Below are 13924 nucleotides of genomic sequence, written 5' to 3'. Positions count from 1 at the left end.
GGTACGGGCCTTCGTTTAGCGTGGCCCTCCATGCGGAACGGAAGGCTCCTCGTCGCGCTCGGCTCCATCGCACTCGTGCTCGGGAGCGCGTCGCCTGCGTCCGCCACCAGCGTGCTCGAATTCCCGGACAACGGCTCCGAACAAGAAGGCCGTGGCGGGGCGTGGATTGCGCGCGCGTCCGATCCTCTCGCGACGATGTTCAATCCCGCGGGACTGGCGGGACAGCCCACGCGCTTCACGATTCAGATGAACATCAACTTCGAGCACACCTGCTTCACGCGCGTGAAGGCAGCCTCCGATACATCGGTCGATCCGCTCGTCGGGCCGAATGGCGTGTTTCCGAAAGTCTGCAACGACGTGCAGGCGAATCCGAATCCGCAGGTCGGTATCACGTGGCGCGCCACCGACAGGCTGGGTGTCGGCCTGCTCTTCATCGCGCCGAGCGCGGGGGGCGAGAAGACGTTTCCCGAATTCGTGAATGACGCCGGTGGCCAGCCCCAGGCACCGCCGAATCGGTATTTGCTCATCAAGCAATCGGGCATCATCGCATTCCCGTCGATCGGTGTCGGCTACGAGGTCATCGACGACTTGCGACTCGGCGCGAGCTTCTCGTGGGGCTTCGCGCGCCTCAAGCTGGCGAGTGCTGCGCCGGCCCTCAACACCGACAACGCCACGCCGCAGAACGACGCGATCGCCAACCTGCAGGTCGCCGACTACTTCGTTCCGTCGGTGAACGTCGGCGCGCTTTGGAGCGTGACGCCGGAGATCGACATCGCCGGTTGGTACAAATGGACCGACGTGGTCAAAGCGCGCGGCGACGCCGGCACGGCGACGAACTTCTATACGAAGCAGAACGCGCAGGGCGACAACAAGAACGTGCGTTACGGCGACACCATCTTCGAGGACTGCGGCACGGGCTTGCCCACGAAGGCGTGCGGGAACGGTGGCAATGCCACCGTGAAGCTGAACATCCCGATGGAGGCGAAGCTCGGCGTCCGCTATCACAAGCCGCGCGACCGCCGGCCGAAGTGGGCGCAGGAGAAGGGGAGACGCCTTCGCGATCCGATGGCGACCGATCTGTTCGACGTCGAGGCGGACGCCACGTGGGCGAACAACTCGGCGGCGAGCACGATCGAGATTCGCTTCCCGGGCGACGCCTCCGGACGCGGTCTGCTTCCCGTCGCCGGCGTCCAGGGCGGCGAGATCCCTCCGAACGCCGACCAGGTCCGCGGCTTCAAGGACGTCTTCGGCATCCGCGTCGGCGGCGACTACAACATCCTTCCGGATCAGCTTGCCGTACGCGCGGGCGGCTTCTTCGAGTCGAGCGCAGCCAATCCGCAATTCCAAAACATCGACTTCGCGGCGACGTCACGCTTCGGCCTCGCGTTCGGCGGCACGTACCGCATCCGCCTCGGCACCGAAGAAAGCTCGAGCGCAATCGAGCTCATGCTCGCCTACGGCCACGTGTTCTTCGCAGACCAGAGCCGTACGGACGCGAATGCGGACGGCCTTCACGCGCTCGCCGGCACTTCCTGCAACAAGAGTGATCCGGTGAGCCCGTCGAAATGTGCGGACGGCAGTGAGCGCTATCGAACGAAGTGGCCGGTGAACCTCGGGACCATCACGAACTCGGTCAACGTGATCAACGTCGGGCTCGCTTACAGGTTCTGAGAAAGATAAGCTTCTGCCATGAGCGATACGCGCAAGGTCATCATCATCGGCTCCGGTCCGCGGGCCACACAGCCGGCATCTACGCAGCGCGCGCGAATCTCAAGCCCCTCATGTTCGAGGGCCTTGCGCGCGGTGGCATCCCGGGCGGTCAGCTCATGATCACCAACGACGTCGAGAACTATCCGGGCTTCCCGTCGAAGATCGCCGGGCCGGAGCTCATGGCGGCGTTCCGTGCACAGGGCGTGCACCAGGGCGTGGAAATCCGCACCGAAGACGTGAACAAGGTCGACTTCTCGAAGCGTCCCTTCACGGTCTGGGCGGGCGACGACAACATCGAATACAAGGCCGAAACGATCATCATCGCGACGGGCGCGCAGGCCAAGTGGCTTGGCCTCCCGAGCGAAACGGCGCTTCAGGGCAAGGGCGTCAGCGCCTGCGCCGTGTGTGACGGCGCCTTCTTCCGCAACCAGGACGTCGCGGTCATCGGCGGTGGCGACACCGCGATGGAAGAGGCGATGTACCTCTCGGGCCTCTGCAAGAACGTGACGCTCATCCACCGCCGCGAGGAGTTCCGCGCGAGCAAGGCGATGCAGGATCGCGTCGTCAAGAACCCGAAGATCAAGATCCTCTACAACACCGAGGTCGACGAGATCCTCGACGTGTCGCGCGGCGAGGTCACCGGCCTCCGCGTTCGCAACAACAAGACGAACGACAAGCACGAGATCGCCGTCACCGGCTACTTCGTCGCCATCGGCCACACGCCGAACTCGGAGCTTTTCAAGGAGTTCCTCGAGCTCCATGACAACGGCTACATCCGCACGAAGCCGGGCACCACGCAGACCTCCGTCCCGGGCGTTTTCGCGGCCGGCGACGTCCAGGACTTCGTCTATCGTCAGGCCGTGACGGCCGCTGGATCCGGCTGCATGGCGGCGCTCGAAGCCGAGCGCTGGCTGGCCGCCAACGGCGAGCACTGAGTCGTTTGTGCGGGCCTGCTCCGGTAGTGTAGGCTTCGGCCTGTGACCGAAGAGCAGGCCGCCGCCGCACGAGTCGAGCACGCCGAGGCGAAAGCCCCGCCGAACGAGACCGAGAGCGGGTCGGACACGGGGCCCACGACTGTCGAGCGCGAGGCGCAGCTTGCGCGCGTCCCGTTCTTCGAGGGCCTCACGCCCGAAGCGCTCACGATGATCGCTCAGGTCACGACGGAAGAGGCGTACCCGTACGGAACGCGGATCTTCCAGTACGGCGATCCGGGCGACAAGCTGTACATCATCCTCGAAGGCAAGGTCCGCATCTCGCGCGAGGTCGGCGGCATGGGCGAAGAGGCCCTCGCGGTGCTCGGCGCCGGCGAGATCTTCGGAGAGATGTCGCTCCTCGACGAGTCACCTCGTTCGGCGGGCGCGATCGCCCACGAAAAATGCCGTCTTCTCGTCATCACGAAAGACGCGTTCGACGACCTGCTCTTCCTCCACAAAGATCTCGCGTACGAGGTTCTGTGGAGTTGTGTCCGCATGCTCGCCGCGCGTCTCCGCGAGACGAACGACAAGCTCACGTTCTTGTCGACGAGCGGGCGCTTCTGAGCGGGCGCTTCTGAGTCTGCGTACGGTCGCGCCGACGTTGACGACGTCGCATCGAGGCATCTAGCGTGGCATCCGATGATGCCGATCGCGAAGCCCTCGAAGTTGGTCGCGCACGTGATGCTGGCGGCCGGTCTGGCCGTCTCCGTTCCTCTCGCTGCGTGTGGTGGTGGCGGTGGAGGAGTGGAACCCCAGACGCCCGGAGCTGCAGCTTCGACGGCGCCCGGCGGGTCCACCGTTCCGGGAACGCCGACCGCGCCCGTTGGTACGGCAACGACGGGTCCAGCGGCCTCCGCGACGGTCGCGCCCGGTGGCCCGACGTCTCCGATGGCTCCCATGAAGGCGAGCGCCATGGGCGAAGATCTTCAGAAGCTCGGTCTCGACGCGAAGGCGCTTCCGTCGCTGAACAGGCTTCCACCCGAGAAGCTTCGTCAGGTGATGAAGACGTTCAACAAGGCGCTCGGCACGCAGTGCACGGGGTGCCACGAGGCGAACGACTTCCACGCGCCGACGAAGAACAAGAAGATCGCGTCGAAGATGTGGGATCTTTACGTACGAGGTCTGGTCGCGGAGGACGGAGGCCCCGTCTTTTGCGACTCGTGTCACGAGGGGAAGATGGAGTTCCTCGATCGCCACGACAAGAAGGCGCTCAGCGCGTGGATGGACGAGAACTTCGTCAAGAAGCTGAAGCGCGTCGACAAGAAGGAGAATGGCTGCGAGACGTGCCACGGCGATCCGTTCGAGCCGCACATCCTCGCCACGTGGGTGAAGTAGTCACCGTGTAGCGCTGCTCGCGTGCATCGAAGCACGGGCGTGCAGCGCTTCTCGAACGCGAGCGGACGTGGCTCGTCGGTGCGCGATTTCGTGCACGCGATCGGGGCCGAACAAGCGCTCCAGTGACCGTTGGTGCGAGCCGGAATTTGCAAGCGAATTCCGAAGCTTTTGTGCCAACTCGTGGGTTCTTTCCAGCCGTTTGCTTGACTCAGATACGCCCGTTCAGTACGCTGAACAGTGTGCAAGGCCTGACTCAACGCCAGCAAATGGTGCTCGACTTCATCCGCCAGTCGATCGCCGACCGCGGTTATCCGCCAACGCTGCGCGAGATCGGCGCACGCATGGGGATCCGGTCGACGAACGGCGTCAACGATCACCTGCGCGCGCTCGAGCGCAAGGGATACCTCACGCGCGAAGACATGAAGAGCCGCGCGCTCCGTCCCACCGCACACTCGAGCGGTGAGGCGCAGAACGACTCGGCGATGCCGAGTCCGCTCGAAGACGAAGACGTCATCGACGTGCAGGTTCTCGGGCGCGTCGCGGCAGGTCTTCCGCTCTTTGCCGAGGAGCACATCATCGACACCGTGCGTGTCGACCGCGGACTGCTCAAGGGCGGTCGCGAGGTCTTCGGCCTCCGCGTCCAGGGCGACTCGATGATCGACGCGGGCATCCTCAGCGGCGACTACATCTTCGTTCGCAAGCAGCTCACGGCGAGCCGAGGCGACATCGTCGTTGCCCTCATCGGCGACGAGGCCACGGTCAAGTACTACTACCCGGAGAAGGACTACGTTCGCTTCCAGCCTGCGAACAAGTCGATGGCTCCGATTCTCGTACGCGCGGTCGACTTCAAGCCCACGATGCTCCTCGGCGTCGTCGTCGGCGTCTTCCGAAGGCTCTAAGCACTCGAAGTAGTGTTGACCCCCGCCTTTCGAGACTGTTACGTCTCGTAACCAACGAAATGCGGGGCTGGCTCGACTTCGTGAGTTTGAAGCTCGTGGCAGCGCGAGCTGCCATGCAAACCGGCGCGCTCGCGCTTGCGCTTGGTCTCGGTCTCACTCTCAGTCTCACTGGGTGCGGGAGCGTCTACTACTCGGTGTCGATGAACGCGGCGCAGTCGCGGATCGAGCAGGCGCGCGCGATGGGCGCGGAGACTGCCGCGCCGTACGAGTACTACTACGCGCGCGAGCACATGCGGCAAGCCGAGGTGGAAGCGGCGGACGCAAGCTACGGCGATGCGGCCTCGTACGCCGAGACCGCCGAGCAGTACGCCCAGAAGGCCATCGACTTCATCCTCGCAAGTCGCAAGGGTGAAGCGAAGTGAGCGAGCGCTCGGCGCAGGGAGTGTGGGGGTGCTGAGCACGCGTCGGCCATCGCGCGTTCTCGGCGTCGGCCTTCTCGCGATCGTGCTCACGACCTCGTGCGCCACTACGCCGGTCTTGCGGGGGCGCATCGCCGGCCTCAACGAAGTCGTGGCGAAGGCCGAGCAGAGCGGCGCCAAAAAGTGCGCGCCGAAGGAGCTCGCGCTCGCCAAATCCCATCTCGAATTCGCAGCTACGGAGCTCGATCAAGGCGAGCTCTCTGACGCGGAGCGACACCTCGCGCTGGCCGAGCCGAATGCGCAAGCGGCGCTCGCGCTGAGCCCGCGCGACAAGTGCTCCGGCGCGCCCGCGCGCGAAGGTGATCGCGACGGCGACGGCATTGCGGACTCGCTCGATCGCTGTCCCGACGCGCGCGAGAACTACAACGGCTTCGAAGATCTCGACGGCTGCCCCGACGATCCCGACACCGATGGTGACGGCATCCCCGATTCGCGCGACGCGTGCATGCTCGAGCCGGAGGACAAAGACGGCTATCTCGACGACGACGGTTGCCCCGAGCCCGACAACGATCTCGATGGCATTGTCGATGCGAAGGACAAATGTCCAAACCAAGCCGAAGACCCTGACGGTTATCAGGACGACGACGGCTGCCCCGACGACGACAACGACAACGATACGGTCGCGGACATCTACGACGAATGCCCGAACACGCCGGGCCAGCCGAGTGGCCCTCGCCCGGGCTGCCCGAACCTCGTCGTCGTCACGGCGCGCGAGATTCGGATCACGCAGCAGATCCAATTCGACTTCAACAAGGCCACGATCAAGCCGGTCTCGTATCCGATTCTCGATGCCGTACGTGACGTGCTCACGACGAATCCGAAGATCATGATCGAGGTCCAGGGCCATACGGACAACGTCGGTCAGCCCGCGTACAACCAAAAGCTCTCGCAGCAGCGAGCCGACGCGGTGAAGGCATACCTGTCCTCGCACGGCGTGGACGCATCGCGTCTTGTCTCGAAGGGCTATGGCATGACGCAACCCCTCGTCCCGAACAACACCGAGGGCAACCGTGCCCTGAACCGCAGAGTTCAGTTCATTCGAACGGAAAACCCCTAGTTTTTAGCGGGTTTCGTTCACGTCTCGCTCGCGGATTTCGGGAGACATTCTCGGCGACCGCTGCCGTGTGATGGTCACGGTTGCGCTTTAGCGAAACGCGTCGTCGAACCAAGGCAAGCAATGTCACAAGTTGGCGACGCTTTCTCGAACAAGCGAAGACCGAATCGGTGTAATGCACCGAGTACCGTGCAGACTCGTCAAGTGCCTAGTGGTTCGAAACGCTCGGTTCGCTCGCTCGGCTTCGCTCTCTCGTTGGGGTTAGCCCTCGCGTTCGGCGTCACCACGCCGAAGGTGGTGTTCGCACAGAACGCCAAGGTCGAAGCCGCCGCCAAGGCCCTCCAAAAGAAGGCCATGGAGGAGGATTACCTCACGACCGAGTTCGCGAAGGCTCAGGACAAACTCGATAAGGCGATCAAGGAGTGCGGAACCGACAAATGTTCCGCGCCGGTTCGCGCGCAGTTGCGTCGTGACCTCGGTGTCGTCCAGATCGGCGGTCAACTCGATCGCGAGAAGGGCATCCAGAATTTCGTCGAAGCGCTGAAGCTCGATCCGAGCACGGCGCTCGATCCCGACCTCAAGACGAAGGAGCTCGACTCCGCGTTCGCCGAGGCCAAGAAGCGCGCGGCCGGTGGTGCGCCGTCGGCGCCTCCCGCGACGCCCACCCACGGTGGTGGCGCGGCGACGGGCGGAGCCACGGGCGCTGCCACGGGCACGACGGAAGGTCAGCCCCAGGGCGACTTCACGCACACGCCGGCGCCGGAGCAGCAGTACCGCACGCCCATCCCCGTCTACGCCGAGTACGCCGGCGAAGAGCAGCTCGTCAAAGTCATCGTCCGTTACAAGGGCTTTGGCATGACCGAGTGGAAGGCCTACGAGCTCAAGAAGACGGGCGAGAAGGGCTGGGGCGGTCTCCTTCCTTGCGGCGACGTCCAGCAGGGCGTCACGCAGTACTACATCCAGGGCTTCAACGCCGAGAACGACCCCGTCGCCACCGGCGGTGACCGCGCCCGCCCGTACAAGGTGCCGGTCAAGCGCGAGAAGGTCGCGAACCCTCCGCACCTCCCCGGCGAGGCCCCTCCCACGCAGTGCCAGGACACGGGTGACTGCCCGCCGGACTTCCCGGGCTGCAAGAAGGCCGCGGGCATCGGCGGCACCAAGGAGACCACGCAGGAGTTCATCGGCAAGGGTGGCGGCGAGTTCTGCGAAGAGGATAGCGAGTGCCACAGCGGCACCTGCCAGGACAACAAGTGCACCGAGCCGGAGGGGCCGAAGAAGACCCCGAAGATCTGGGTCGGTATCTGGGGCGCCTTCGACTACTCGTTCCTCCCGAGCGCGGACGACGTCTGCAAGCTCTCGGGCACGAGAGAGGGCCAGCTGCCGATCAACGACAAGAACTACTACTGCGTCCAGGACGGCAACGACTACCCGTTCCGCCAAATTCCGCAGCAGAATAACCCGCGCAACGGCGAGAACGCCGCCATCCTCCCTGGCACCTCGGACAAGGTCTCGGGCGGCGGCGCGTTCGGCAACATCCGCATCATGGCGTCGCTCGACTACGGCCTGACCAACAACTGGATGGTCGGCGCGCGCCTCGGCTACGTCTTCAACAACTACCCGGGCCAGGCGGCGAAGGACGACGGCAAGACGTTCGCCCCGATCCACCTCGAGCTCCGCGGCACCTACTACTTCGGCAAGGACGGCTACACGGCGAAGCTTGCCCCGTACGCCTTCGCCGGCGGTGGCGTCTCGACCTTCGACGCGCACGTCAAGGTCACGGTCGTCGAGCAGGAGGGCGGCCCCGGCGCCGGCGGTCCTAAGACCCAGAAGGAAGTCGATGCCTGGAACATCTCGGGCCCGGGCTTCCTCGTCTTCGGCGGCGGCGCGCGCTTCGCGCTCAACCACCGCATGGCCCTCTCCGGTGGCCTCCGCCTGAACCTGGCCTTCGGCCAGTCGTTCATGCCGAGCATCGGACCGGAGCTCGGCTTCCTCGTCGGCTTCTGAAAGACGCCGGTTAGGCAACGTGAGCGGGCAGCGAAGACTTCGCTGCCCGTTTGCGTTTCTGGGGGTACGGTAGGGGCGGAATGCGAAAGCTCCCTCCGCTCTCGTCGACCATCGCGCGCATGAAGCCCGCCGTGTTTGCGGAGCTTCAAGCGCGCATCGATCGTTTGTCGGCTCGCGGACTGGACCTCGTGCCGCTGCAGATCGGCGACACGCATCTCGCGCCGCCACCTGCCGCGCAGAAGGCCCTCACCGACGCCTCGGGCTCGGACACGTCGCTGTTTCGCTACGGTCCCACCGCCGGCCTCGCTCCACTTCGCGAGGCCATGGCGGCGCGCGTGCGTGCGCACGGCGTCGAGGTCGACCCTCAGAGCGAGCTGCTCATCGGCAACGGCGGAACGCACGCGCTCTTCTGCGCGGCTCGCGCCATCCTCGATGCGGGCGACGAGGTGCTCATGGCCTCGCCGTACTGGCCGCTTGCGCCGGGCATCTTCACGGCGTGTGGAGCGGTGCCCGTCGAGGTCTCCCTCTCCCAGCGTCTCTACGCCGATCCGTCGCTCGACGCTGGCGCACTCTTCGCGGCGGCCGTCGGCCCGCGCACGAAGGCCATCTACCTCATCTCGCCGAACAATCCGGACGGCAAAGTCCTCTCGCGCACCGACCTCGAGCGGATCGCCGCCGTCGCGCGCGAGCACGATCTCTGGGTGTTCTCCGACGAGGTCTATGCCGACACGCTGTTCGACCGCGAGCACGTGTCGATCGCGTCATTGCCCGGCATGCGCGAGCGCACGGTGGTGCTCGGCTCGCTCTCGAAGAGTCACGCGCTCGCCGGATGCCGGATCGGATTCGCGGTGGCGCCGGAAGAGGTCGTCGCAGCCGGGCGCCGCGTCTCGACGCATACGGCGTTCAACGTCTCCGTCGCGATGCAAAGGGCCGCGCTCGCCGCGCTGTCGGACGAGGCGTTTCCACGGAAGGCGCTCAGCACGTATCGCGAGGCGCGTGACGTCGCGGCGCGTGCGCTCGAAGGCTCGCCGATTCGCTTCCATCTCGCGGAGGGCGCGACGTACCTGCTGCTCGACTTCGCGCCCGCGTTCGAGGCCATCGACCGCGCCGATCTCGCGCGACCTCTGCTGTCGCTGCTCGAGCGCGCCGTTGATCGTGGCGTGCTGCTCGCGCCGGGCGACGCGTTCGGCGAGGAATGGGCGAACACGGCGCGCCTTTGCTTCACGGCCGTGCCGCTCGATCGCTTGCGTGTCGGCGTCGATCGTTTGCTCGATGCGTTCGACGCGCTCCGTCGCGACGTTCCCTGACGGGCCAGGTCAGATCACGTGGCCCAGATCGCGCCGTGTGCGTCGTCGTCGGCTGCCGTCTTCGGCGCGACGTAGAAGTAGGCCGACAGCGTCGCGCGGTAGCGCCCTTCGGGGCAGGCGAGAGGGGCCGGATGACCGTGCCAGAAGGTGTCGCCGTGCGTCATGACGACGAGCCGATCGAGCACGGGCAAATAGCTCGCTTCGCATCGTGAGCGCGACTCGTCCCAGAGCTCGAGTGCACCGCCCCAGCCCGGCTCCCAATCCTTTCCCAGGTAGTAGAGGACGGTGAGCTTGCGCTCGAGATGACGCGTCCGATCACGATTGAAGTCCGCGTGGAGCGCCAGATGGCCGCCGGGCAGCGTCAGCGAGATCCCGGCGCCCCGAAAATGCGGATCGGGGATGAGCCCTTCGATGCCGGTGAGCGTCCCGAGGAAATCGAGAAAGGCCATGCCCGAGAACTCGGCCAGAAGGTGGCGGATCATCGGGTCGACGCCCTCGAACCCCGAGCGCTGCAGCTGCCCCAGGCGAGCCGACTGCTCGCGGTAGTCGCGACGCATCCACCCCGGATGGTCGGGCCCCGGAAAGCGCTCGTACAAGGCGGTCGCGAGCTCGGTGCCCAGGAAACCGTCGAAGACCGCGTGAGGGGAGGGCCGGGCCGCGTCGTAGCCCGTGCGTTGCGTCATCGCGAGGGACTTCAGTTTCGCGCGCTCGAGGAAGAACGAAGGGCCGTCCACGGCGTGGAGAGTGCCGCGCGCGTGGCCTCTTCGCCAAGGACTCGTTGCGTCATTTTTTGCACGGCCATGCCCGCGCTCGATCGCCCATCGGACCCGTCCAAACCCTGGTTGGTTTCGCCTGGCCTTGGGAGTAGAACCGCTCGCGTGAAGCTAAAGCACCGACTTTTCGCGTCCCTCGCTCCCGTCATCGCGCTTGCCGCCTGCGGTGGTGGCGAGCCTTCGCCCCAGGTGCCGTCTTCGACCGTCGCGAGCGGTTCGCAGCCGACCACGACGCCGTCCGCTCCGGCGACGGCGGAGGAGGCGAAGAAGTTCGTCGCGCAGGTCGACAAAGAGCTCCGTCACCTGTGGATCGCGCGCGATAGCGCGGGTTGGGTGAACCAGAACTTCATCACCGACGACACCGAGGCGCTCTCCGCCGCCGGCGAAGAGGCGACGGCCGCGTACGTGAGCGAGGCGATCCAGAAGGCGCGTCGCTTCGACGGCGTTCAGGGCATCGATCCCGACACGCAGCGTCAGCTTCTTCTCCTCAAGCTCGCCCAGGTCGTCCCGGCTCCTTCGAACGCCGCGGAGCGTGAGGAGCTCGCCAAGCTGCAGAGCGAGATGACGGCGACCTACGGCAAGGGCAAGTACTGCCCGCCGGAAGGCCACCTCATGGCGTGGCGCACGAAGGACGCCGACGGCAAGCCGCTCAACCCGCCGAAGGCGTGCCTCAACCTCGACGATCTCTCGCGCATCATCAAGAAGAGCCGCAACGAAGCGGAGCTCCTCGAGGCCTGGAAGGGCTGGCACTCCATCGCGCCGGCCATGAAGGACAAGTACGCGCGCTACGCGGAGCTCGGGAACAAGGGCGCCAAGGAGATCGGCTTCGCGGACATGGGCGCGCTCTGGCGCTCCGGTTACGACATGACGCCCGAAGCCTTCGAGGCGGACATCGAGCGCCTCTGGCAGGACGTCAAACCGCTCTACGACGATCTCCACTGCTACACGCGCAAGAAGCTCCGCGCGAAGTACGGCAAGGACAAGATCCCCGACAAGGCGCCGATCCCCGCGCACCTGCTCGGCAACATGTGGGCGCAGGAGTTCAACAACGTCTACGACCTCGTGGAGCCGTACCCCGGCCAGGGCTCGCTCGACGTCGACAAGAAGCTGAAGGACAAGCGCTACGATGCCACCAAGATGGTGAAGCTCGGCGAGTCGTTCTTCACCTCGCTCGGTCTCGACGCGCTCCCGAAGACGTTCTGGGAGCGTTCGCTGTTCACGCGCCCGAAGGATCGCGACGTGGTCTGTCACGCGAGCGCGTGGGACGTCACCTGGAACGACGACCTGCGCATCAAGATGTGCATCGAGCCGACCGAGGACGATCTCATCACGATCCACCACGAGCTCGGGCACGACTACTACTTCCACTACTATTACAAGCTCCCCACGCTCTTTCAGGCGGGCGCGAACGACGGCTTCCACGAGGGCATCGGTGACACGCTCGCTCTCAGCGTCACCCCCGAGTACCTGAAGAACATCGGTCTGCTCGACGCGGTTCCGCAGGGCGACAAGGGCAAGCTGAACTTCCAGATGAAGATGGCCCTCGACAAGGTCGCCTTCCTCCCGTTCGGCCTTCTCATCGACAAGTGGCGCTGGGACGTCCTCAACGGCAAGACGCCGAAGGACAAGTACAACGAGGCCTGGTGGGCGCTTCGCACCAAGTACCAGGGCGTTGCTGCTCCCGCGCCGCGCTCCGAGGCGGACTTCGATCCGGGCGCGAAGTTCCACGTGCCGGCCAGCACGCCGTACGTGCGCTACTTCCTTGCGCGCATCTACCAGTTCCAGTTCCACCGCGCGCTCTGCAAGGCGGCTGGCTTCACCGGCCCGCTCGACCAGTGCTCGATCTACGGCAACAAGGAAGCGGGCAAGAAGCTCCGCGCCATGCTCGAGCTCGGTCAGAGCAAGCCGTGGCCCGAAGCCCTGGCGGTGCTCTCCGGCGAGAAGAAGGCCGACGCGGGCGCGATGCTCGAGTACTTCGCGCCGCTCCGTGCGTGGCTGAAGGATCAGAACAAGGGCGAGCAGTGCGGTTGGTGAGCTGACGCTCGCGCTGGAAGTTTGCAGCGTACGAGCGTCTCGACTCGCTGCCGAACGAAGGGTGTAAAGTGCATGCAATTGCGTGCGCTCTGCACCCTTCGTGTGCATTTCGAGCCGTTGCACGACGCCACGGAATCGAGCACGCCGCGATTCGTGGAGAACACGTACGGACTCCCCACTAGGGATGTATCGGCGCCTCGTGCAGGGCGTTCCTGGCCGGTCGCGCTTGCTCTATAAGCCTCGTTTTTGTCTTGGTTTTTGACAATTTTGCGTCGTCTTCGAGTTACCTCGACAAAAGGTGATCCGTAACGCGAAGGCCGCGTAAGATATCTCGCATGAACCAACCCCCTGGTGGCAATTACCCCCCCGGTTACCCGGCCGGTTATCCGGGACAGCAGCCCCCGCAGCAGGGTGGCTATGGTCAGCCGCAGCAGCCTGGTTACGGCCAGCCGCAGCAGCCTGGCTACGGTCAACCGCAGCAGCCTGGCTACGGTCAACCCCCGCAGCAGGGAGGCTACGGTCAGCCGCCTCAGGGTGGTCAGCCTGGTTATGGACAGCCCCCGCAGCAGCCGGGTGGCTACGGCCAGCCCCCGCAGCAGCCTGGCTACGGTCAACCCCCGCAGCCTTATGGCCAGCCCCCGCAGCAGCCGGGTGGCTACGGCCAGCCCCCGCAGCAGCCGGGTTACGGCCAGCCGGCCGGCGCGCCTCCGGGCTACGGCCAGGCGCCGGGCGGAGCTCCTCCGGGTTACGGCCAGCAGCCTGGCGGCGCGCCCGGTTACGGCCAGCAACCTGGCGGTGCGCCCGGTTACGGCCAGCAGCCTCCGGCGGGTGGCTTCGGAGCCCAGATGCAGGGCGCGTTCGGCGCCGGCATGCAGCAGATGGGCATCGCCCCCGGTCAGGGAGGCGCCGGCCGCCCCACGCTGCGTAACCCGATCATGACGCTGCTCCTCCCGATCGGCCTCTCGGTCGTCGGCAACATCGTGGGCAGCATTCTCGTGAGCATCACCGACGTCGGCGCCCTCGGCCTCGTCGGCTCGCTCATCTCGCTCGTCGGTTCGGTCCTCGCGCTCATGGCCATCATCAAGATGACCAACGAGCTCAAGGCCGTCACCGGCAACACGAGCTTCCCGTGGTGGCCGATCTTCATCCCGATCTACGGCCTCTACTGGGCGGTCGTGATGGTTCCGCAGGAGATGGCCAAGGCGAAGCAGATGCGCGGCGTGCAGACGCCCCCGCGCGGTCTCGTCGTCTACCTGTTCCTGTTCCTCTACGCCTACGCGGCGGACCTCAACGACATCGCGAAGGCGCCCTGAGCGTCTGCCGATGAAATCCGTCCGGCCCGAATACCAGGGCCG

At 65.7% G+C, this 13924-nt stretch carries 12 protein-coding genes; 11 read left to right on the top strand and 1 reads right to left on the bottom strand.

What is annotated here, in order from left to right; translation table 11 throughout:
* Window positions 1-30: 30 nt before the first annotated feature.
* From AKJ09_RS51675 to AKJ09_RS51635, 9 genes are all read left to right on the top strand, one after another.
* Complete coding sequence (locus AKJ09_RS51675) at window positions 31-1671, top strand: OmpP1/FadL family transporter (RefSeq protein WP_146655250.1); 1641 nt, start codon at window positions 31-33, stop codon at window positions 1669-1671.
* A gap of 110 nt (window positions 1672-1781) precedes the next feature.
* Window positions 1782-2645 (top strand): thioredoxin-disulfide reductase, encoded by an 864-nt coding sequence (gene trxB, locus AKJ09_RS51670; RefSeq protein WP_275936729.1) that lies wholly within the window; start codon window positions 1782-1784, stop codon window positions 2643-2645.
* 42 nt (window positions 2646-2687) lie between these two features.
* Window positions 2688-3248: a Crp/Fnr family transcriptional regulator gene (locus AKJ09_RS51665; protein ID WP_240488912.1), complete on the top strand. Its 561-nt coding sequence runs from the start codon at window positions 2688-2690 to the stop codon at window positions 3246-3248.
* A gap of 75 nt (window positions 3249-3323) precedes the next feature.
* Window positions 3324-4019 (top strand): cytochrome c3 family protein, encoded by a 696-nt coding sequence (locus AKJ09_RS51660; RefSeq protein WP_146655249.1) that lies wholly within the window; start codon window positions 3324-3326, stop codon window positions 4017-4019.
* A gap of 239 nt (window positions 4020-4258) precedes the next feature.
* Entirely contained in the window at window positions 4259-4918 is a 660-nt protein-coding gene (gene lexA / locus AKJ09_RS51655) for a transcriptional repressor LexA (protein ID WP_146655248.1), read from the top strand.
* A gap of 95 nt (window positions 4919-5013) precedes the next feature.
* The gene (locus AKJ09_RS51650) at window positions 5014-5340 is read left to right on the top strand and encodes a DUF4398 domain-containing protein (protein WP_240488911.1); all 327 of its coding nucleotides are present in this window, start codon (window positions 5014-5016) and stop codon (window positions 5338-5340) included.
* Between the two features lie 28 nt (window positions 5341-5368).
* Window positions 5369-6454 (top strand): OmpA family protein, encoded by a 1086-nt coding sequence (locus tag AKJ09_RS51645; RefSeq protein WP_240488910.1) that lies wholly within the window; start codon window positions 5369-5371, stop codon window positions 6452-6454.
* A 252-nt stretch (window positions 6455-6706) separates the two neighbouring features.
* Window positions 6707-8455, top strand: a complete 1749-nt coding sequence (locus tag AKJ09_RS51640; RefSeq protein WP_146655246.1) for a hypothetical protein — start codon at window positions 6707-6709, stop codon at window positions 8453-8455.
* An 80-nt stretch (window positions 8456-8535) separates the two neighbouring features.
* Window positions 8536-9762, top strand: coding sequence for a pyridoxal phosphate-dependent aminotransferase (locus AKJ09_RS51635; protein WP_146655245.1), 1227 nt, complete (start codon window positions 8536-8538; stop codon window positions 9760-9762).
* A 14-nt stretch (window positions 9763-9776) separates the two neighbouring features.
* Here the strand turns inward: AKJ09_RS51635 and AKJ09_RS51630 are convergent, their stop codons facing one another.
* Entirely contained in the window at window positions 9777-10496 is a 720-nt protein-coding gene (locus tag AKJ09_RS51630; protein ID WP_275936728.1) for a 2OG-Fe(II) oxygenase, read from the bottom strand.
* A gap of 66 nt (window positions 10497-10562) precedes the next feature.
* Between AKJ09_RS51630 and AKJ09_RS51625 the strand changes: the two genes are divergently transcribed.
* Both AKJ09_RS51625 and AKJ09_RS54620 read left to right on the top strand, forming a co-directional pair.
* Window positions 10563-12569 (top strand): M2 family metallopeptidase, encoded by a 2007-nt coding sequence (locus AKJ09_RS51625; RefSeq protein WP_146655244.1) that lies wholly within the window; start codon window positions 10563-10565, stop codon window positions 12567-12569.
* A gap of 335 nt (window positions 12570-12904) precedes the next feature.
* Entirely contained in the window at window positions 12905-13882 is a 978-nt protein-coding gene (locus AKJ09_RS54620; RefSeq protein WP_205634019.1) for a hypothetical protein, read from the top strand.
* Window positions 13883-13924: the final 42 nt, after the last annotated feature.

Origin of the sequence: Labilithrix luteola (genome assembly GCF_001263205.1) — a bacterium.
Classification (GTDB): domain Bacteria; phylum Myxococcota_A; class Polyangia; order Polyangiales; family Polyangiaceae; genus Labilithrix; species Labilithrix luteola.
This window is presented reverse-complemented; position numbering and strand designations above follow the sequence as displayed.

What these genes read in the sequence shown, in the direction of transcription:
- AKJ09_RS51675 (WP_146655250.1), top strand. Translation starts at nt 31, where the DNA reads ATGCGGAACGGAAGGCTCCTCGTCGCGCTCGGCTCCATCGCACTCGTG.
- trxB (WP_275936729.1), top strand. Translation starts at nt 1,782, where the DNA reads ATGTTCGAGGGCCTTGCGCGCGGTGGCATCCCGGGCGGTCAGCTCATG.
- AKJ09_RS51660 (WP_146655249.1), top strand. Translation starts at nt 3,324, where the DNA reads ATGATGCCGATCGCGAAGCCCTCGAAGTTGGTCGCGCACGTGATGCTG.
- AKJ09_RS51635 (WP_146655245.1), top strand. Translation starts at nt 8,536, where the DNA reads ATGCGAAAGCTCCCTCCGCTCTCGTCGACCATCGCGCGCATGAAGCCC.
- AKJ09_RS51625 (WP_146655244.1), top strand. Translation starts at nt 10,563, where the DNA reads ATGCCCGCGCTCGATCGCCCATCGGACCCGTCCAAACCCTGGTTGGTT.
- AKJ09_RS54620 (WP_205634019.1), top strand. Translation starts at nt 12,905, where the DNA reads ATGAACCAACCCCCTGGTGGCAATTACCCCCCCGGTTACCCGGCCGGT.